This window comes from Morganella psychrotolerans (genome assembly GCF_965118875.1).
Taxonomy (GTDB): domain Bacteria; phylum Pseudomonadota; class Gammaproteobacteria; order Enterobacterales; family Enterobacteriaceae; genus Morganella; species Morganella psychrotolerans_C.
Window position 1 is genome coordinate 86444 of the sequence record NZ_CBCPJD010000006.1, and the last position, 18414, is coordinate 104857.

An 18414-nucleotide genomic window follows, 5' to 3' on the forward strand; every position below is an offset into this window, starting at 1 on the left:
GGTGTAAATCATACAAAATATAGGCGCATTAACAGTGCGTTTTACGGCGTCGTTAATGCGCAGATAGCGAAAAATCAGGCTTCTTCGTTAAAGGAGTAGGGCAGCGGAAAAAGCGCCAGGCGGCTCTCTTCATCTTCCCTGATACGGAAAACACTGTCTGCTTCCATATCATTGTTCATTACAATCTGCACCAGGACGCGCGCATCCTGCAAACGGACAGCCGCCAGCACTGTTCCTGTCCGCCGCCAGTTTTCACCTAACTGCCACTCAGCATCATCGCCTGCCTGCGGCACATGGCGGCTTTCACCAATCAGGGTGTACATGGCGCGTTTATTGGCTCCGCGGAATTTGGCGCGGGCAACCATTTCCTGTCCGGTATAGCACCCTTTTTTAAAGCAGATCCCGCCCGGTAAGGACTGTAAATTAGTTGCCTGCGGAATAAGCTGATTGATATTAGCAGGTTCAATAACCGCGTAACCGGCTTCAATATCCAGGCTCACCCACTGCTCACCGGTGACCAGTGGCAGGGAAAGTGCAGCAGAGAGTGCATCTGCCTGTGTTTGTGTGTGGATCAGCACAAAACGCGCCTGTGGCAGTGGCAGATAAAGCACGGTGCAATCCGCGCTGTTTACCACCTGCGTACCGGCATCCGGCAATTGCGCCACATGCGCTCGTAGCGCATCAGCCGCTCCGGCTCCGGCAAGCCCGGTTAAAGTAACGGTTTCATCAGCGGCAATCGTCACTTTGGAAAATACCGCGTATTTTTTCAGCTCGGCAAGCTGGGTATCCAGCGCACTCCGGCGGATAAGATAAGCATACCCGTCTTTGTAATGAAACAGACGCAGGTCACTCCACATTTTGCCTTTTGCATCACAATGGGCGCAGAGCACATGCTGACTGTCAGTCAGGGCATCAATATCTGCCGTGACCTGACCCTGAAGATATTTCTGACTGTCCGGGCCTGTGATCGTGACCAGTGCAAGGTCATTCAGCGCCATCAGTGTCAGAGGAAGCGCATCACTCAACTGAGGGCGCATTACAGTCGTTTCTGAATTCATGTGTGTTACCTGTCCGGAGAACAATAGTATATGGTAAAAGAGATAACAGACATTGCAAGGAAATATATTGCCCCTTTGTGCGCTGCGACCGGTGCGGAGAGGATATGAAATCCGGCAGAGAAAATGACATTATTTTTCCGGATATACTGCATTTTTTGCCGGTGTGTGCGGCAGACGATTTTCTTTATACTCAGGGCTTGCTAGGCTGTGTCTGTACGGATATACCGTTCTCCATAAAATAAAAGGATATGCCGGTGCTCGATATTGAAAATAAACCCCGCATCCACTGGGCCTGCCGTCGCGGCATGAGGGAACTGGATATTGCGGTTATGCCGTTTTTTCAGCATGAATATGACACACTGACTGATGAACAAAAACAGAATTTTATACAGCTACTCACCAGCCCGGATCCGGATCTGTTCAACTGGCTGATGAATAAAGGCCGCCCGGATGATGATGCGCTTTATGACATGATCCGGCTGATTCAGGAACGCAATAAGGCACGGATGGCCGCACAGACAGCGGCGTATTATCCCGACTGACAGCCGGGGGCATCCGGATAGCAGTACACAGTCGCTGCACGGGATAGCAACAGCAAGGTAATAACTGGTCACAGTTATTATTTAGTATTTATACCCTTATTCATTCAAACTGTAGGTTCGTTGGCGGTACTCAGCCAGCCGGGTCACATAGTTTATCTATGCTCCCCGTCTGGCTTCCCTTGCTGCCTGCCTGAATGATGTTGGGTATATACGCAGCATGGCTTATATTTACCCCATGCGGCCAGGTAATTATATCGCTGTATATAATTAGCCGTGCAGAGTACTGCGCTGCTGTTTTTTTGATGATGACGGAAGGGGCGGACCGGTGATTTTGTGGAAATCAGTATTACGCGTCTCATTTAATACGCAGGTTTACTCTACACTGATTTATGGTGCGCTTGCGATGGGGCTTTTATTTGCACCGTGGCCGGCTGAAACCTCTTTTATCTGGCTGCCGGTTATTCTGCTGATGATTGCCGGGTGGGGACGGACACAACATAAAATCAGTAAGCGGACCGGACCTGTCAGTCTGTATAATCAAAACCGGATCCTGTGGCGTAAAAATGAGTGGGAGATAATTAAACCTCCCTGTATTACCCGGTTTGGTATCCGTCTGCTGCTGCGCTCACTGACATCAAAACGGCAGAAATACCTCTGGATTGCCTCTGACAGTCTGCCGAAAGAGGCATGGCACAGCCTTAATCAACTGCTCCCGCAATACCCGGACATTTAAACTGATGCCGCTTACAACCGTCATGGTTTACAACAGGGCTTCTGTTTCTTCCAGCACCTGCATACACCAGGTTGTGATGCGCTCTTCGCTTTCGTCATATTGATTGACATCATCCAGCGCAAGACCGACAAAGTGCTTTCCGTCCGGCGTGAGCGCCTTCGGGCTGGTAAAGGTATAGCCGTCAACCGGCCAGTAACCGACAAACTGAACGCCCGTTGCCAGTAATTGCTGATGCAGATAACCCAGTGCATCCAGGAACCAGTCACTATAATCCACCTGATCACCCATGCCGTACAAGGCAACAATTTTACCGGAAAGATTAAGCTGTGGAAGGCTTTCCCAGACAGCCAGCCAGTCTTCCTGAATCTCCCCGAAATCCCATGTCGGAATGCCTAAGATCAGTACCGGATAGGTTTCCATCAACCCGGGCACGGCGTCTTTCACATCATGGAGTTCAACAAGATCTTCACCTAAAATATCGCGGATTTTTTCTGCCGCCATTTCGGTGTAGCAAGTACTGGAGCCATAAAAAAGACCAATTTTCATTTATTTATTCTGCTGTATGTCAGGTCAGAGAATGAGAGCGTGCCCGTTACCGGCGCTGCTTTCACGGCAATATTAAGGTATTGTAACAGAAGATAAGTGAGTTCTGACATGAGTAATTCAAACGGGAGAGCGGTCGTGAACGACGCCGGACAACACAGAGAAAGTGATGCACTGACAGAGTTGTTTCTTGATACTATCTGGCTCGAACAGAATTTATCAGAAAATACTCTGGCAGCTTACCGCCTGGATCTTCAGGCACTGGCGGACTGGCTTGTGCCACAAAACCTGGACTGGTTATCGCTGACCACGATGGATTTACAGGCATTTCTCGCCGTTCGGATGGACGGCGGCTATAAAGCAACCAGTTCAGCCCGGTTACTGAGTTCTCTGCGCCGCTTTTTCCAGTACTGCTACCGGGAAAAACAGCGCCCGGATGACCCGACGATTCAGCTTGCTGCCCCGAAATTACCGGCGCGGTTGCCGAAAGATTTAAGTGAAAGCCAGGTGGATGATCTGCTCAGCGCACCGAATCTGTCTGATCCGATTGAATTGCGTGATAAAGCGATGCTGGAAGTATTGTACGCATGCGGTTTGCGTGTAACGGAGCTGGTATCGCTTTCGCTGCCGGATATCAGCCTGCGTCAGGGCGTTATCCGCGTTATCGGTAAAGGTAATAAAGAGCGGCTGGTGCCGATGGGTGAAGAGGCGGTTTACTGGGTCGAGGTATATCTGGCACAGGCGCGTCCGGCGTTATTAAACGGACAGACACAGGATGTGCTTTTCCCGAGCAAACTCGGGCGGCAGATGACCCGCCAGACATTCTGGCACCGGATAAAACGCTATGCGGTTGTCGCGGGGATCGCGACTGAGAAATTATCCCCCCATGTTCTGCGCCATGCATTTGCCACGCATTTACTTAATCATGGCGCGGATCTGCGCGTGGTACAGATGTTACTGGGACACAGTGATTTATCCACCACGCAAATTTATACTCATGTGGCAACCGAACGGTTACGCACACTGCATCAACAGCACCACCCGCGGGGCTGATAAGGAATAACGGAACAGTATTATGATGAAAAAATTAGTATCTGCGCTGGCTTTTCTGCTGGTGATAAATCAGAGCGCATTTGCCGGGGAAAGTGAGATTAAAGCGTCATTTGCCAAAATGAACATAGCGGTGCAGCAGATCCAACCTTCGCCGGTTGCCGGTGTTGCTGTCGTCAGTACGTCACAGGGCATTTTTTATATCAGTGATGACGGGCGCTATCTGTTACAGGGGCCGATGTTTGATATGAGCGGAAAAACACCCGAAAACATAACAAACCGGGTGCTGCTGGGTGAGCTGAACAGCCTGGAAAAGGAGATGATCATTTATAAATCTCCCCGGGAAAAACATGTCATTACAGTATTTACCGATCTGACCTGTCCGTATTGCCTTAAATTGCATAATGAAAACAATGAACTAAATAATAAAGGCATTACTGTCCGCTATCTGGCGTTCCCGCGCAAAGGGCCGGATTCGGCTGTCGGAAAAGAGATGCAGTCTGTCTGGTGTAACGGCTTTAAAACCAAAGCGCTGAACGGTGCCTTTAAAAATGAGCCTATTGCGCCGATTGAAAAATGTAATATTGATATCAGCAAACACTATAATCTGGGTCTCAAGTTTGGGATCACCGGCACGCCGGCCATTGTGCTTGAAGATGGTACACTTATTGCCGGCTATTTATCTGCGGATAAATTGGCTGAAGTAGTAGCAAGTAAATAAAATATCATCAATATAATTAGGTTGTTATGATTAAAACTGAACTCCGCCGCCGCGATGTGGCGGACGGCTCTGCATTGTCAGCGCCTGAACGTTCTCCGCTGTTGTGCCGCCTGTATGCGGCGCGGGGAATATCCTCTCCTGAGCAGTTAGATCGCGGCGCCCGCGGGTTGCTGAACTACCGGCAACTGAACGGAATTGAACAGGGCGTCGCTCTGCTGAAAGAGGCGCTGCATCAGAACCTGCACATTGTTATTGTCGGTGATTTTGATGCAGATGGTGCGACAAGCACCGCGCTTTCTGTCCGCGCCCTGCGCCTGATGGGATTTCGCCGTATTGATTTTCTGGTGCCGAACCGGTTTGAAGACGGCTACGGACTGAGCCCGCAGGTCGTGGAGGAAGCCCGTAAAAAAGGGGCGGAACTCATTATGACTGTCGATAATGGCATTTCTTCCCATGATGGTGTCAGCGCCGCACATGCTGCGGGAATTCGCGTCATTGTGACTGATCATCACCTGCCGGGCGAAATGCTGCCACCGGCGGAAGCGATTATTAACCCGAACCTGGCTGACTGTGAGTTTCCGTCCAAATCGCTGGCGGGTGTCGGCGTGGCGTTTTACCTGATGTCTGCGCTGCGCGCGTCACTGCGTACCGACAATTGGTTTGCGGAGCAGGGAATTGCCGAGCCGAATCTGGCTGAGTTGCTGGATCTTGTGGCGCTGGGTACGGTAGCGGATGTGGTGGTATTGGATCAGAACAACCGCATCCTTGTTCATCAGGGGCTGAACCGTATCCGTGCCGGACGCTGCTGCGCCGGTATCACCGCACTGCTGGAGATAGCCAAACGAAATGCCCCCGCGCTGGTGGCAAGTGATCTCGGCTTTGCGCTGGGACCGCGCCTGAATGCAGCAGGAAGACTGGATGATATGTCTGTCGGCGTGGCATTACTGCTGACTGACGATATGGCTCAGGCGCGTATGGTGGCGCATGAACTCGATGCACTGAACCAGACCCGGCGTGAGATTGAGCAGGGAATGCAGCAGGAAGCGGTTGTTTTATTTGATAAAATCGAACGCAGCACAACGCAGATGCCGTCCGGTATTGCGCTGTACCATCCGGAATGGCACCAGGGTGTAGTCGGTATTCTGGCATCACGCATCAAAGAGCGTTATCACCGCCCGGTGATTGCTTTTGCGCCCTGCGGTGACGGGATGCTCAAAGGCTCCGGGCGCTCAGTACAAGGCTTGCACCTGCGTGATGCACTGGAGCGGCTGGACACGCTGAATCCGGGAATGATCCCCGCGTTCGGCGGACACGCGATGGCGGCCGGCTTATCACTGCCGGAAACCTGTTTTCCTGATTTTCAGGAAAAATTTGCCGCACTGGTAAGCGAGATGGTCGATCCGGCTCAGCTTCAGGGGGTTATCTGGAGTGACGGCGCACTGGATGCACAGGAAATGACACTGGAAACCGCCGGTCTCCTGCGGGAAGGTGGTCCGTGGGGCCAGGGCTTCCCTGAGCCTTTGTTTGACGGACATTTTCGCCTGCTGCAACAGCGCATAGTCGGTGAAAAACACCTGAAAGTAATGGTGGAGCCGGAAGGTGGTGGCCCGCTGCTGGACGGTATTGCCTTTAACGTTGATGTGAATTACTGGCCTGATAACAGCGTACAACGGGTCAGACTGGCTTATAAACTGGATGTAAATGAGTTTCGCGGACAGCGCAGCGCGCAGTTATTAATTGAGCATATCTGGCCGGATTAATTTTAGTCTGAAAGCGGCTCCCGGTGCTGTCATGATGGGCGGATATTCGTTACAATGTCCAGCTCTCACATTATTACCCGATAATCAACAAAAAGATAAAAGACATGTTTGAAATTAACCCGGTAAAAAATCAGATCCAGGATTTGACTGAACGTACCTCGGTACTTCGGGGGTATCTTTGACTACGATACCAAGAAAGAGCGCTTAGAAGAAGTTAACGCCGAGCTGGAACAGCCCGATGTCTGGAACGAACCGGAACGTGCGCAGGCACTCGGTAAAGAGCGCGCCTCACTGGAAGCTATCGTAGAGACGATTGATGAGTTAGATCAAGGGCTTGAAGATGTCAGCGGATTGCTGGAACTTGCTGTTGAAGCTGACGATGAAGAAACCTTTAACGAAACTATTGAAGAGCTGCGCGGGCTGGAAGAGAAGCTGGCGAAGCTGGAATTCCGCCGGATGTTTTCCGGTGAATATGACAGTGCGGACTGCTACCTTGACCTCCAGGCCGGTTCCGGCGGCACAGAAGCCCAGGACTGGGCGAGCATGCTGCTGCGTATGTATCTGCGCTGGGCAGAAAGCCGTGGTTTCAAAACCGAAATCATTGAAGAATCTGACGGTGATGTCGCCGGTCTGAAATCAGCAACCGTCAAGATTATCGGCGAATACGCATACGGCTGGCTGCGGACTGAAACCGGGGTTCACCGTCTGGTGCGCAAGAGTCCGTTTGACTCAGGCGGCCGTCGTCATACCTCATTCAGCTCTGCATTTATCTATCCTGATGTGGCTGATGAAATCGACATCGAAATCAATCCGGCTGATATCCGTATCGACGTTTACCGCGCCTCCGGTGCCGGTGGTCAGCACGTAAACAAAACAGAATCCGCCGTGCGCATCACGCATATTCCGACCGGACTTGTCACTCAGTGCCAGAACGACCGCTCGCAGCATAAAAATAAAGATCAGGCTTTCAAACAAATGAAAGCAAAACTTTATGAATATGAAATGCAGAAGAAAAACGCTGATAAACAAGAAATGGAAGATAATAAATCAGATATCGGCTGGGGCAGTCAGATTCGCTCCTACGTTCTTGATGATGCACGAATTAAAGATCTCCGCACCGGCGTTGAAACCCGTAATACCCAGGCGGTATTAGATGGTGATCTGGATAAATTTATTGAGGCCAGCTTAAAAGCGGGTTTATAAGGATTAAAAATGTCACACGACCAACAACCTGCCGAGCAGGCACCTGATTTAAATAACGAATTAAAAGCACGCCGTGAGAAATTAGCTCAGTTGCGTGAAAAAGAATCTGTTGCGTTTCCTAACGATTTCCGCCGTGATGCCGTCTCTGGTGAGCTGCATGAAAAATATGGTGAGAAAACAGCGGAAGAGCTGGAAGCACTGAATATTGATGTCGCGATTGCCGGTCGTATGATGACCCGCCGCATCATGGGTAAAGCCTCTTTTGCCACATTACAGGACACCGCGGGTCGCATTCAGATCTACGTTTCCCGTGATGACCTGGCGGAAGGCATCTATAACGAATCCTTTAAAAAATGGGATTTGGGCGATATCCTGGCCGCACGCGGTAAACTGTTTAAAACCAAAACCGGTGAACTGACTGTTCACTGTACTGAAGTGCGCCTGCTGACCAAAGCACTGCGCCCGTTACCGGATAAATTCCACGGTCTGAATGACCAGGAAACCCGCTATCGCCAGCGTTATCTTGATCTCATCGCTAATGATGACTCCCGTCATACTTTCGCTGTTCGTTCACGCATTATGGCGGAAATCCGCAAGTTTATGGTGAACAAAGGCTTCATGGAAGTTGAAACACCCATGATGCAGGTTATCCCGGGCGGGGCAACGGCGCGTCCGTTTGTCACGCATCACAATGCGCTGGATATCGATATGTACCTGCGTGTTGCGCCGGAACTGTATCTCAAACGTCTGGTTGTCGGTGGTTTTGAACGCGTGTTTGAAATCAACCGTAACTTCCGTAATGAAGGTGTATCACCGCGTCATAATCCTGAATTCACCATGATGGAACTTTATATGGCGTATGCCGATTATAAAGACCTCATCGTGCTGACAGAAGAATTGTTCCGTATCATTGCACTGGATGTGACCGGCAACCCGGTAGTGAAATATGGCGAGCAGGAATTTGATTTCGGTAAGCCGTTCGCCAAGCTCACCATGAAAGAAGCAATTTGCAAATACCGTCCGGAAACGAATGTGGCAGACCTGGATGATATGGATAAAGCGGTTGCGATTGCTGAGTCTCTGCGTATTAAAGTAGAGAAATCATGGGGTCTGGGTCGCGTACAGTGTGAAATTTTTGAGGAAGTGGCAGAAAGCCATCTGATCCAGCCGACCTTCATTATTGAATATCCGGCAGAAGTGTCACCGCTGGCGCGCCGTAATGACGATAATCCGTTTGTGACTGACCGTTTTGAGTTCTTTATCGGCGGTCGTGAAATCGGTAATGGTTTCTCTGAGCTTAATGATGCAGAAGACCAGGCTGAGCGCTTTGCTGAACAGGTTCGTCAGAAAGACGCCGGTGATGATGAAGCGATGTTCTATGACGAAGACTACGTTGTTGCGCTGGAGCACGGTCTGCCGCCGACAGCGGGTCTGGGTATCGGGATCGACCGTATGGTGATGCTGTTTACCAACAGTCACACTATTCGCGATGTCATCCTGTTCCCGGCAATGCGCCCGGGTAAATAATATTTTATTTTAAATAAAACCAAGCCTCACAAATTTGTGGGGCTTTTTTTTCACTATCCTCTTGATATACAAGATGACAAGCGTATAATCCCATCCATCCCAAGCGGGCGTAGTTCAATGGTAGAACGAGAGCTTCCCAAGCTCTATACGAGGGTTCGATTCCCTTCGCCCGCTCCAGATTTCCTTCTTCAGCACCCATCTTATTGAATCCTTTAGGGACATGGCATAAAGCCTTCCTTCAGTAGCGGAATGTAACCTACTGTGTCACCCTTATCAGGGCTGAAACATTGATTCAATCACACACCTATCTCTATCAGCGTAATGGTATCTACTATTTCAGACTCCGGTTTCGTAATAGACTATGGCTATCAGAGAGAAGCACGTCGTTATCACTCAGAACCAGAGACAGAAGAACAGCAATGGCACACTCAAGACATATCAAGGCTGCACTGAAGGCTATCCATGCGGACAACCCTGAATTGATCTATGAAGAGATGAGAGCGCATCTGAAGGATATAGCTGAGTGGGAATTGTCTACCGGGCGTTCAGACCTATTCGAGCCTGCCATGAAGGATATCTATCGTGATCAGTACGGAGAACTCGGTGAGAACCTTACGGATGCGCTGGCGAGTGAACCGCTGAGTATTGACCAACATCGCTTCATCAATGAGGCTCTGGGAGTCATCAAAGCGTGTATGAAGCGCATCGAAGCGGGAGACAGTAAGTATCTTATAGATTACGTTGATGGATTTGATGATATTGATCGGTCGAATGGTAAGGCTCCTGCGTCCCTATCTGTAAGTGCTCCAGAAGTTAAACCCTGTGTCACCGTAGCGAGCCTTTTTGAGCAATACGAAGCGGAGAACTCCCAACACTGGAAGCCAACTACCTTAAGGGAAAACAAAGCATCTCATACTGCGTTAATCGAAATCTTCGACTATCTGGGTCTCAATGCTGATGCAAATAGGGCAGACATACTCAGGGTCCGTGAAGTGCTCCAGCAGTTACCGAAGAACCGTAAGCAGCGCTTCAAGGATGTCCCGTTGATTGAGCTGCTGAGCCGTGAAGATAAGATTGATTGTCTGGATGTGGTTACTATCAATAACAAATATCTCATTAAGATGGCGGCTGTCTTCAAGTGGGCTGTCCGTAATGACCTGATAAAAAAAAATATGACTGAGGGGCTGGAACTTAAGGTTCCCCAGCGTAAAGCCTCAGCGGCCCGTAATGCTTTCTCTACGGAGCAGGTAGGGCAACTGTTGGTCGCCGCAAAGTCATACTCTCAGAAGACCTCTGGTAAACCTTACCACTATTACGTTACCGCTTTAGCTGCTATCACGGGGGCAAGGCTCAATGAGGTAGCTCAACTTCAGGTAAAAGACGTTAGGACCACCGAGGCTGGGACCTGTTATATCCATATCAATGAGGATGACAGTAGCCTACCCGGTAAGAGCATTAAGAACGCCCATAGTGATCGCGGTGTCCCTCTGATAGATAGTGCCTACGGTTTTGCATTGGCTGATTTTATGGCACTTGTAGAGGCTCGTAGAGGAGCTGATGGTGATACCGCTATGGTGTTTGATGGCCTTCGCCTCATGAAGAACGGCTATGGTGAACAGGTTAGCAAATGGTTCAACCGTACGTTGTTACCTAAGGTTCTTTCTGTGCGTGACGGGCTGGCCTTCCATTCGTTCAGGCATACAGTTGCGACCCAGTTAAAACAACATGGGGTCGAATTAGCGTATGCTCAGGCGATTATGGGTCATAGCTCTGGGTCTATAACTTACGACCGTTACGCTAAAGAGGTTGAGGCGGATAGGTTAAAAAATGTGCTTATGGATGTCTATAAGGAGACGGGATTAAATGGCTGAATATTATCCAGCAACATTTGGAAAATCTGAGTTTAATTGTCCATATTGTGGTGTTTTTGCTCACCAGGATTTTTATCCTCTGATTTATAAGCTGTATGATTACTCGCGTGAGACTGAGGAAACAGTGATGGAAGCATCACTATGTCGACATTGTAATAAATTGGCATATTGGCATCAGCAGACTTTGATGGTCCCAGCTTCAGGTAATGTTGATATGCCTAACCCAGACATGCCTAACGACTGTTTGCTTGACTACATGGAAGCCAGAAGTATCATTAATCTGTCACCAAAAGGAGCCGCAGCGCTTCTTCGTCTGTGTCTCCAGAAACTGATGGTCCACTTGGGTGAGCTGGGGAACAACATTAACGCTGACATTAAGTCCCTCGTTGAGAAAGGTTTACCTCCTCGCATCCAGCAAGCAGCAGACATCTGCCGCATTGTTGGTAATCAGGCTGTCCACCCCGGAGAGATTAGCCTTGAGGATGACCCACAGTTAACTCATGGTCTCTTTAAACTGTTAAACATCATTGTCGATGACAGAATTACGAGACCAAAAGAAATCGAAGCGATGTTCCAGAGTATGCCTGAGGGACCACTGCAGGGCATCGAAAATCGGGACAAAAAAAGCGCTTAAGGTAATAGGACTGACTGATGAGAGAGGGCCTCTGAGAAACCCAAAGACAGTCTGTTCTTATGCCCTTAGTTGTCCGTTTTAGTTCACAGACCTACTTTGAAGTCAACAAAAATCAATACGACTCACTAACGGGAGAGAGACTAAAAGTTTTTCTTACCATACCCACTTATTGAATTACTCACTGCCTACTTTCAGGCTTAACTCTAACCGTAACTTATCGCATCCTTTCAGGGGCGGGATGACCACTATATAGACACCAAGCGAATACTTCATGTCTGCTTCCTGTGTGCTCTATGGTCAGTCGATAAGTGAATAGAACAAGATATGATGACCATAAGTTATATCAAACAAGATACAACCAATCAACTAAGTAGTCTCCCTGTATCCTCTGCATCTAAACTTTTGGTCTCTTATATATAACCTCGTTAATTCCCACTCATTGCAAAAGGAGGTCTCAATGGCACGTCCACCACGTATTCACGATAATACAGTACTCTATAATTGGTTGAATAATAATTTAGATGGTACAGGCTCGGAACAACTCCCGGTTTTTCTTGATGATATCCTTACAGGTGCTGGGCGCTTATCTGAGAGCATCAAGGCAAATACCAGACCCATTAACCCTTATGTGCTGCTAAGGCTTTTAAAATCGCTTCCAGAGATCACGGCAGCTACTGTTAGAACGTCTATAAGTCGTCGCCGGATAGTATTTGGAGAAAGTGAAGTATCCGTGAGATACGCCCAGACTGTAACAGCTTGCTTGATTTCTGCCAGTAAAAGCCTTGTCCATTACTTGAAGTTGTCATAGCGGATGATAGCAAGTACCGATCAATAATCAGGTAACGATCGAAACAAACGATCAGACTACCTTCAAATAACTAAGTATGATGTGAGGAATATTAAGTTACATGAGGTAATACGGATGTTTGGGTTATTCAAAAAGAAAAAGTCGGAACCTAGGCGTTATGATGTTACACAAGCAGAATTTGATGTCACTGCATTTACTGCTAATTTGATACAGACGCAAACTGATTTCTATCATTTTCAAAAGGAACAACAAGAAAGAAATAAACGTTCGCCTCTATTATCTGCTGAGTATATTACCCCTTGGATTGTTGGTTATTGTGTCGGTATGCTTGATGCCATTTCTCAAACTAAAGCTAATCACATGGTATATACAAGTGAAATGCAACAACTTTTATTTTCGGTGGTGTTTGGTGAGGATAATGTCATTAATGCGCTTAGTATGTATATAACTTGCAATGAAGTTGAGTCAGATTCCCCATTCTATGTAATGAATGAAGAGTATTTTTTAGGTCTGAAAAAATCTTTTAATGAAATATGTGAAGATAAAACTGTTATAGGTCTATGCTCACACCTCATTTCCGCCAATAGTCTTGACATTAAATTAAACTGAAAACCAAACGGTGATAATATGAAGCCTATATTTAACGTTTTTGCATTCTTGATATTATTTGTTTTAGTTGGGTATGCGGCAGGGTATATCTATGGTGAGCGAGTGAGTTGGCAGACTCACCTGATGATGAACAGAGCTATTACTGTGTTGTTGGTAGTTATGACTCTGGCTTTTTTATTTGGATTATATCAACTTACTAAATACAAACGTTCATATCTTTTATGTGATTTAATATTGAATTTATCAGCTATTATTTCTATGTCCTTAATTGGTTTTAATATAACTGCTAGCTAATAGTATTTGTATGTAAATAGGTAGGGGGTATCGATGTTGGGCATCAGCTATAGCCCTGTTGGTTTTCCCTATACTCATTTTATTGTATCCACACTCTATGGCTTTCCTGTCAAATAGTCATGTTTATTAATTGTAACTATCTTGTTTATCTTTATGATAAATGTGAAATGTTTTTCCATTACATAGGAGGTACCTATTATGGTCACGTCAGTAACGTTTTCTCAGGCTGCTAAAGAAGTCAGACTCAAATCTAAAGAATTTACTAAATTCCTTTTGATGTTTGGGTTAATAAAATCATCGGGTGTTATAGGCGTATGTGAATTTAAAAAATCAGGCAGAAAAGACTATGAAACAGAACGGTATAAAGGTAGATTTATTATCAATTCAAGAGCTACACCACGGAAAGTCGCAGATGGGGGGAGCATTCCTCAACAACACTTGGATGAACGCATTATTCCTGAATTTATCAAATACAAGAAGATGTATGATGAAAAAATGGCGGAAATGTCTTTACCTGTACTGTAATAACTAATATACCCCATCGCCCCCCCCCCCCTCGTACCTTTCCTTACAAATTCCTCATGATTTCTGAGTCTCAGTAGTAGCTATCCTTTAGGTGACAACAAACATCCGTTAGATGACACTATCTTTTCGTGTCACTTAGTGGTGACATAAAGTAGATGTTGATATTAATTGTCACCATGTCTATTATGACCCTACCTTTAATGTCACTATCAGGATTAGCTATGACCAGACAATTTATATATTGCCGTGTGTCCACCAGCGAACAGACCATAGAGAACCAACTTAGTGCTATCCGACAACGCGGTTATAACGTACCAGCTAATCGTATAGTCAGTGAGACCGTCTCAGGGGGAATACCTACAGCCAGCCGTGATGGGTTCCGTAAACTAGTCGATAAACTGGAGGCAGGGGATGAACTCATTGTTCTCAAGATAGATCGCTTGGGACGTGATGCCATTGATGTCTTGTCTACAGTAGAGTCTTTAGGGGGTATGGGGGTAAAAGTAATCAGTCTTGATTTACCAGTTCCTGACCTGAGTAAACCAGAAGGAAAGATGATGTTAGGGATGTTCTCTGTCTTTGCTGAATTTGAAAAGAACAGAATCAGGGAGAGGACTCAGGAATCATTGAATAGACTAAAGGCTCAAGGTGTTAAATTAGGACGACCAGAAGCCACAGAGACCACAGAGAGGGTGCAACAGTGTAAAGCTATGGGATTATCTCAGGCTCAGGCTGCTGATCATCTGGGGCTTTCTGTACGCACTGTGAAAAGGCATTGGCATAAGTAGGGAATCGAACAAGTAGACAGTCCCAAAGATAGGATGTAACCTACTATGTAACCAAAGGGATATTTTGGTGCTTTTGAATCAAATGGTTAGTGAGTGATTGTCTTCGATACTTCGATACTTCGATTCCCTTCGCCCGCTCCAGATTTCCTCCTTAGCACCCATCTTATTGAATCCTTTAGGGACATGGCATAAAGCCTTCCTTCAGTAGTGGACTGTAACCTACTGTGTCACCCTTAGCAGGGCTGAAACATTGATTCAATCACACACCTGTCTTTATCCGCATAATACAACCAACAGTTATTCCCCGCTCATCAGCCGCACATTATTTTGTTATTTCCGGTTCGTCAAAAATGTCGAAATCCCATATGAAACAACCGCTGTAAATTTTATCCAACTGATTTTCATCTAATTTCACATTGGCACATAATATGCATGTCTGACATTTCTTTTCTTACTCTTTTACTCCCTGGTCAGGGGAAAGGACGTCAAATGAACAAAGTCATATCTGTATGCCCATATTGCGGTGCTGGTTGTAAATTAAATCTCTGTGTCGAAAACGGCAAAATAATTAAAGCTGAAGGTGCTGATGGTGTTACTAACCAGGGGCAACTGTGCCTGAAAGGGTTATATGGCTGGGATTTTCTGTACGATAATAAATTACTGACAGCCAGATTAAACCAACCGATGATCCGCCGGACAAAAGGCGGACCGTTTGAAGTGGTCAGCTGGAGAGAGGCGATTAATTATACCGCGCATAAGCTGAAAGAAATAAAAGAAAAGTATGGCGCAAAATCAATTATGTGTACCGGGTCTTCCCGCGGAACCGGTAATGAAACCAACTTTGTGATGCAGAAATTCGTCCGGGCCGTATTGGGTAATAATAATGTGGATTGCTGTGCCCGCGTTTGTCATGGGCCCTCCGTTGCCGGGTTGCAGGTCACATTAGGTAATGGTGCGATGAGTAATTCCATTGCGGATATCGAAAACTCAGATTGCTTATTGGTATTTGGTTATAACTGTGCGGATTCTCATCCGATTGTTGCCCGCCGGGTTATCAAAGCCAAAGAGAAAGGGGCGGAGATTATTGTTTGTGATCCGCGAAAAATAGAAACAGCCAAAATAGCCACACAGTATCTGCCCCTGCGAAACGGGTCGAATATGGCACTGGTCAACGCCTTTGCTTACACTCTGATAGACGAGAATCTTTACGATAAAAATTATGTAAATCAGCATACTGAAGGATTTGAAGAGTATAAAAAAGCGGTTCAGGGTTACAGCCCGGAAGCGGTTGAGGAGATTGTCGGTCTGTCTGCATTACAAATCCGTCAGGCGATGAGAACCTATGCAAAAGCAAAAACAGCAACCATTATGTGGGGGATGGGTGTTACGCAGTTCGGGCAGGCGGTGGATGCGGTTAAAGGACTGTCCGGTCTGGCTCTGCTGACAGGAAATCTGGGTAAACCGGGTGTCGGTGTGGCTCCGGTCCGGGGACAAAATAATGTCCAGGGCGCGTGTGATATGGGCGTGTTGCCTGATACCTTCCCGGGCTACCAAAAAGTGACTGATGCCGATGCCCGGCAGAAATTTGCCCGCGAATGGGGTATCCCGTTTGAAAATATGGATCCTGATGTCGGCTATCGCATTACGGAAGTTCCTCATCTGGCGATAGAGGGTAAGGTAAAAGCGTATTACATCATGGGAGAAGATCCGTTACAGACAGAGGCGGATTTACAGCTCGTCCGTAAAGGCTTTGATGCCCTTGAGTTTGTTGTTGTACAAGATATTTTTATGACTAAAACGGCAGAGCAGGCAGATGTTATTTTGCCGTCCACAAGCTGGGGTGAGCATGGCGGTATCTTCACATGTGCTGACCGTGGATTTCAGCGGTTTGAAAAAGCGATTGAGCCACAGGGAAATGTAAAACGGGACTGGGAAATTATCTGCTTGCTGGCAACAGAAATGGGCTACCCGATGTCCTATGCGGACAATAATGCTATCTGGGATGAAGTCCGGAAACTTTGCCCGCTGTTTTATGGTGTAACGTATGAAAAACTGGCGGGACTTGCTCATATTCAATGGCCGTGTCCGACAATAGAGCATCCGGGAACACCTTACCTGTATCAGAATAATGCGTTTGATACCCCGACCGGCAAGGGGCAGTTATTTGCCGCAGAATGGCGCAAGCCCGCTGAATTGCCTGATGACGAATATCCGCTTATCCTCTCAACCGTGCGTGAAGTCGGACACTATTCCTGCCGCTCGATGACCGGAAACTGTAAAGCATTAGCGTCCCTGGCGGATGAACCGGGTTATGTTCAGATTAACCCGGAAGCGGCCGGAAATTTAGGCATAAAAGATCAGGATATTGTCTGGGTGGAGTCACGCAGGGGAAAAGTGATGTCCCGTTGCAGTATTAACGATACGATTAATAAACCTGCTATTTACATGACATATCAGTGGTGGATTGGTGCCTGTAATGAATTAACACAGGATAATCTTGACCCTGTATCTAAAACACCGGAAACAAAATACTGTGCTGCGAGAATAGTTAAAATTGATGACCAGAGAGCAGCCGAAGATCTTGTAAAAGAAAAGTATGCAGGAATGCGGACCCGGTTAATCGGTTTGGTTGAATCTGCAGAGCGGCAGATTTAATTAAAGCAGGTAAGATATATACCCAACGTCATTCAGGATGCAGGAAGGCGGTCAAAGCTTACCGCCAATGAACCTGCAGTTTGAATGAATAAGGGTATAAAGAGTAACTAAAGGGGTCACTTATATTAAGTGACCCCTTTTTATTTATCAAACTACCGTTTTTTTCGTATTATATAGGCCAGGTTTGGATAAATAACTGACAGCAGAATAATTAAAATGCCTGAAATTTGTACCGATGTTATTTCTTCATTCAGTAAAATATAAGCAAAGATAATAGCGGAAGGTAATTCAACCGAGGAGAGTATTCCGCCTAATCCGGGGCTTAACTGCGGCATGCCTTTGCTGAAACAAATTAAAGGAAAAACAACTGAAAATATGGCGATAACGGGTGCCCATCTGAATACAATCAGCTGATCATTAAATTCAATCTGGCTTCCCAGAAACAGGATAAGAAAAAAGACGGCACCAACAGAGACATACATTGCTCTCTGTATAGGGTCGGCATCTTTAACAACAGAATTTGTTATCATCATCATACAGGCGTAAGCACATGCGGAGCCAAAGGCTAACATCACCCCGATCACGGATAACGTCATATCAGCCGTAAAAATTTGTGTTGCCAGGACAGTACCAATCATAATAAAAATAACAGCAATTATTTGATTTTTAGACGGAATATGTCGTTTGAAAATAAACCCTAAAATCATTGTTATCCAGACTGATTGCATTAAGAGAACAGCGGAAACCGTCACTGATATAAACTGTAATGATGCAAAGTATAATGTATTTGTACTTGCCATCGCCAACCCGGATAGCAGTAGCTTTCCCCGCTGAATATTATTTAATTTAAATAGCCGTGAGTTTTTACGGGCAAAATTAAGACATATCAGGATGAGAGCTGCACAAAAAACCTGAGAAAGTAATAAATTAGCCGGTAATGCACCATTGTTTGACGCCATCTTAAATAAAGAGGCAGGGATCCCGTAGCTTACCGCACCCAAAAAGACAATAACACTGGCATTTATTTTCATTAATTGTCCATATAATCATGGTGTAACTTGCATTGCAGGCATCTGAATCTCACGGAATCCCG

General features: G+C 46.7%; 18 protein-coding genes and 1 tRNA gene. 16 read left to right on the forward strand and 3 right to left on the reverse strand.

Features of this window, described 5'->3' with window-relative positions:
- Nucleotides 1-74: 74 nt before the first annotated feature.
- A complete protein-coding gene (gene ygfZ, locus ACMHKJ_RS07575) occupies nt 75-1058 on the reverse strand; it encodes a tRNA-modifying protein YgfZ (protein WP_413492845.1) in 984 nt (327 codons plus the stop codon).
- Nucleotides 1059-1306: 248 nt separating this feature from the next.
- Here ygfZ and sdhE point away from each other — a divergent pair, with 248 nt between their 5' ends.
- Both sdhE and ACMHKJ_RS07585 read left to right on the forward strand, forming a co-directional pair.
- Nucleotides 1307-1600, forward strand: a complete 294-nt coding sequence (gene sdhE, locus ACMHKJ_RS07580; RefSeq protein ID WP_413492846.1) for an FAD assembly factor SdhE — start codon at nt 1307-1309, stop codon at nt 1598-1600.
- Nucleotides 1601-1925: 325 nt separating this feature from the next.
- A complete protein-coding gene (locus ACMHKJ_RS07585; protein ID WP_413492847.1) occupies nt 1926-2333 on the forward strand; it encodes a protein YgfX in 408 nt (135 codons plus the stop codon).
- Nucleotides 2334-2360: 27 nt separating this feature from the next.
- Here ACMHKJ_RS07585 and fldB read toward each other — a convergent pair whose 3' ends face one another.
- Nucleotides 2361-2879: a flavodoxin FldB gene (fldB, locus tag ACMHKJ_RS07590; protein ID WP_413492848.1), complete on the reverse strand. Its 519-nt coding sequence runs from the start codon at nt 2877-2879 to the stop codon at nt 2361-2363.
- 108 nt (nt 2880-2987) lie between these two features.
- Between fldB and xerD the strand changes: the two genes are divergently transcribed.
- The 14 genes from xerD (at nt 2988) to fdhF (ending at nt 17321) form a co-directional block, all read left to right on the forward strand.
- Nucleotides 2988-3929, forward strand: coding sequence for a site-specific tyrosine recombinase XerD (gene xerD, locus ACMHKJ_RS07595; RefSeq protein ID WP_413492849.1), 942 nt, complete (start codon nt 2988-2990; stop codon nt 3927-3929).
- 22 nt (nt 3930-3951) lie between these two features.
- Nucleotides 3952-4647 (forward strand): bifunctional protein-disulfide isomerase/oxidoreductase DsbC, encoded by a 696-nt coding sequence (dsbC, locus tag ACMHKJ_RS07600; RefSeq protein WP_413492850.1) that lies wholly within the window; start codon nt 3952-3954, stop codon nt 4645-4647.
- A gap of 26 nt (nt 4648-4673) precedes the next feature.
- Nucleotides 4674-6407: a single-stranded-DNA-specific exonuclease RecJ gene (gene recJ / locus ACMHKJ_RS07605; protein WP_413492851.1), complete on the forward strand. Its 1734-nt coding sequence runs from the start codon at nt 4674-4676 to the stop codon at nt 6405-6407.
- Between the two features lie 104 nt (nt 6408-6511).
- A protein-coding gene (gene prfB, locus ACMHKJ_RS07610; protein WP_413492852.1) for a peptide chain release factor 2 occupies nt 6512-7610 on the forward strand; the annotation gives its coding sequence in 2 pieces (ribosomal slippage) (nt 6512-6586 and nt 6588-7610; 1098 coding nt in all).
- 9 nt (nt 7611-7619) lie between these two features.
- Nucleotides 7620-9137 carry a lysine--tRNA ligase gene (lysS, locus tag ACMHKJ_RS07615; protein ID WP_413492853.1) on the forward strand — a complete coding sequence of 506 codons (1518 nt, stop codon included), beginning with the start codon at nt 7620-7622 and terminating at the stop codon, nt 9135-9137.
- A gap of 103 nt (nt 9138-9240) precedes the next feature.
- Nucleotides 9241-9314, forward strand: a tRNA-Gly gene (locus ACMHKJ_RS07620).
- Nucleotides 9315-9424: 110 nt separating this feature from the next.
- Entirely contained in the window at nt 9425-11008 is a 1584-nt protein-coding gene (locus tag ACMHKJ_RS07625; RefSeq protein WP_413492854.1) for a tyrosine-type recombinase/integrase, read from the forward strand.
- On the forward strand, nt 11001-11642 hold the full coding sequence (locus tag ACMHKJ_RS07630; RefSeq protein WP_413492855.1) for a DUF4145 domain-containing protein: 642 nt from the start codon (nt 11001-11003) through the stop codon (nt 11640-11642). The genes ACMHKJ_RS07625 and ACMHKJ_RS07630 overlap by 8 nt, the downstream gene beginning before the upstream one ends.
- 457 nt (nt 11643-12099) lie before the next feature.
- Nucleotides 12100-12450 (forward strand): hypothetical protein, encoded by a 351-nt coding sequence (locus tag ACMHKJ_RS07635; RefSeq protein ID WP_413492856.1) that lies wholly within the window; start codon nt 12100-12102, stop codon nt 12448-12450.
- 114 nt (nt 12451-12564) lie between these two features.
- Entirely contained in the window at nt 12565-13059 is a 495-nt protein-coding gene (locus ACMHKJ_RS07640; protein ID WP_413492857.1) for a hypothetical protein, read from the forward strand.
- Between the two features lie 18 nt (nt 13060-13077).
- Nucleotides 13078-13353, forward strand: a complete 276-nt coding sequence (locus ACMHKJ_RS07645) for a hypothetical protein (RefSeq protein WP_413492858.1) — start codon at nt 13078-13080, stop codon at nt 13351-13353.
- A gap of 198 nt (nt 13354-13551) precedes the next feature.
- Nucleotides 13552-13878: a hypothetical protein gene (locus tag ACMHKJ_RS07650; RefSeq protein ID WP_413492859.1), complete on the forward strand. Its 327-nt coding sequence runs from the start codon at nt 13552-13554 to the stop codon at nt 13876-13878.
- Between the two features lie 221 nt (nt 13879-14099).
- Entirely contained in the window at nt 14100-14666 is a 567-nt protein-coding gene (locus tag ACMHKJ_RS07655; RefSeq protein WP_413492860.1) for a recombinase family protein, read from the forward strand.
- Nucleotides 14667-15155: 489 nt separating this feature from the next.
- The gene (fdhF, locus tag ACMHKJ_RS07660; protein ID WP_413492861.1) at nt 15156-17321 is read left to right on the forward strand and encodes a formate dehydrogenase subunit alpha; all 2166 of its coding nucleotides are present in this window, start codon (nt 15156-15158) and stop codon (nt 17319-17321) included.
- Between the two features lie 152 nt (nt 17322-17473).
- Here fdhF and ACMHKJ_RS07665 read toward each other — a convergent pair whose 3' ends face one another.
- Complete coding sequence (locus ACMHKJ_RS07665; RefSeq protein WP_413492862.1) at nt 17474-18352, reverse strand: EamA family transporter; 879 nt, start codon at nt 18350-18352, stop codon at nt 17474-17476.
- Nucleotides 18353-18414 lie beyond the last annotated feature (62 nt).

Bases quoted from the DNA above. Each gene is read 5' to 3' on its own strand.
- ygfZ (WP_413492845.1), bottom strand. From the start codon at position 1,058: ATGAATTCAGAAACGACTGTAATGCGCCCTCAGTTGAGTGATGCGCTT.
- sdhE (WP_413492846.1), top strand. From the start codon at position 1,307: ATGCCGGTGCTCGATATTGAAAATAAACCCCGCATCCACTGGGCCTGC.
- fldB (WP_413492848.1), bottom strand. From the start codon at position 2,879: ATGAAAATTGGTCTTTTTTATGGCTCCAGTACTTGCTACACCGAAATG.
- xerD (WP_413492849.1), top strand. From the start codon at position 2,988: ATGAGTAATTCAAACGGGAGAGCGGTCGTGAACGACGCCGGACAACAC.
- dsbC (WP_413492850.1), top strand. From the start codon at position 3,952: ATGATGAAAAAATTAGTATCTGCGCTGGCTTTTCTGCTGGTGATAAAT.
- recJ (WP_413492851.1), top strand. From the start codon at position 4,674: ATGATTAAAACTGAACTCCGCCGCCGCGATGTGGCGGACGGCTCTGCA.
- lysS (WP_413492853.1), top strand. From the start codon at position 7,620: ATGTCACACGACCAACAACCTGCCGAGCAGGCACCTGATTTAAATAAC.
- ACMHKJ_RS07630 (WP_413492855.1), top strand. From the start codon at position 11,001: ATGGCTGAATATTATCCAGCAACATTTGGAAAATCTGAGTTTAATTGT.
- ACMHKJ_RS07635 (WP_413492856.1), top strand. From the start codon at position 12,100: ATGGCACGTCCACCACGTATTCACGATAATACAGTACTCTATAATTGG.
- ACMHKJ_RS07640 (WP_413492857.1), top strand. From the start codon at position 12,565: ATGTTTGGGTTATTCAAAAAGAAAAAGTCGGAACCTAGGCGTTATGAT.
- ACMHKJ_RS07645 (WP_413492858.1), top strand. From the start codon at position 13,078: ATGAAGCCTATATTTAACGTTTTTGCATTCTTGATATTATTTGTTTTA.
- ACMHKJ_RS07650 (WP_413492859.1), top strand. From the start codon at position 13,552: ATGGTCACGTCAGTAACGTTTTCTCAGGCTGCTAAAGAAGTCAGACTC.
- ACMHKJ_RS07655 (WP_413492860.1), top strand. From the start codon at position 14,100: ATGACCAGACAATTTATATATTGCCGTGTGTCCACCAGCGAACAGACC.
- fdhF (WP_413492861.1), top strand. From the start codon at position 15,156: ATGAACAAAGTCATATCTGTATGCCCATATTGCGGTGCTGGTTGTAAA.
- ACMHKJ_RS07665 (WP_413492862.1), bottom strand. From the start codon at position 18,352: ATGAAAATAAATGCCAGTGTTATTGTCTTTTTGGGTGCGGTAAGCTAC.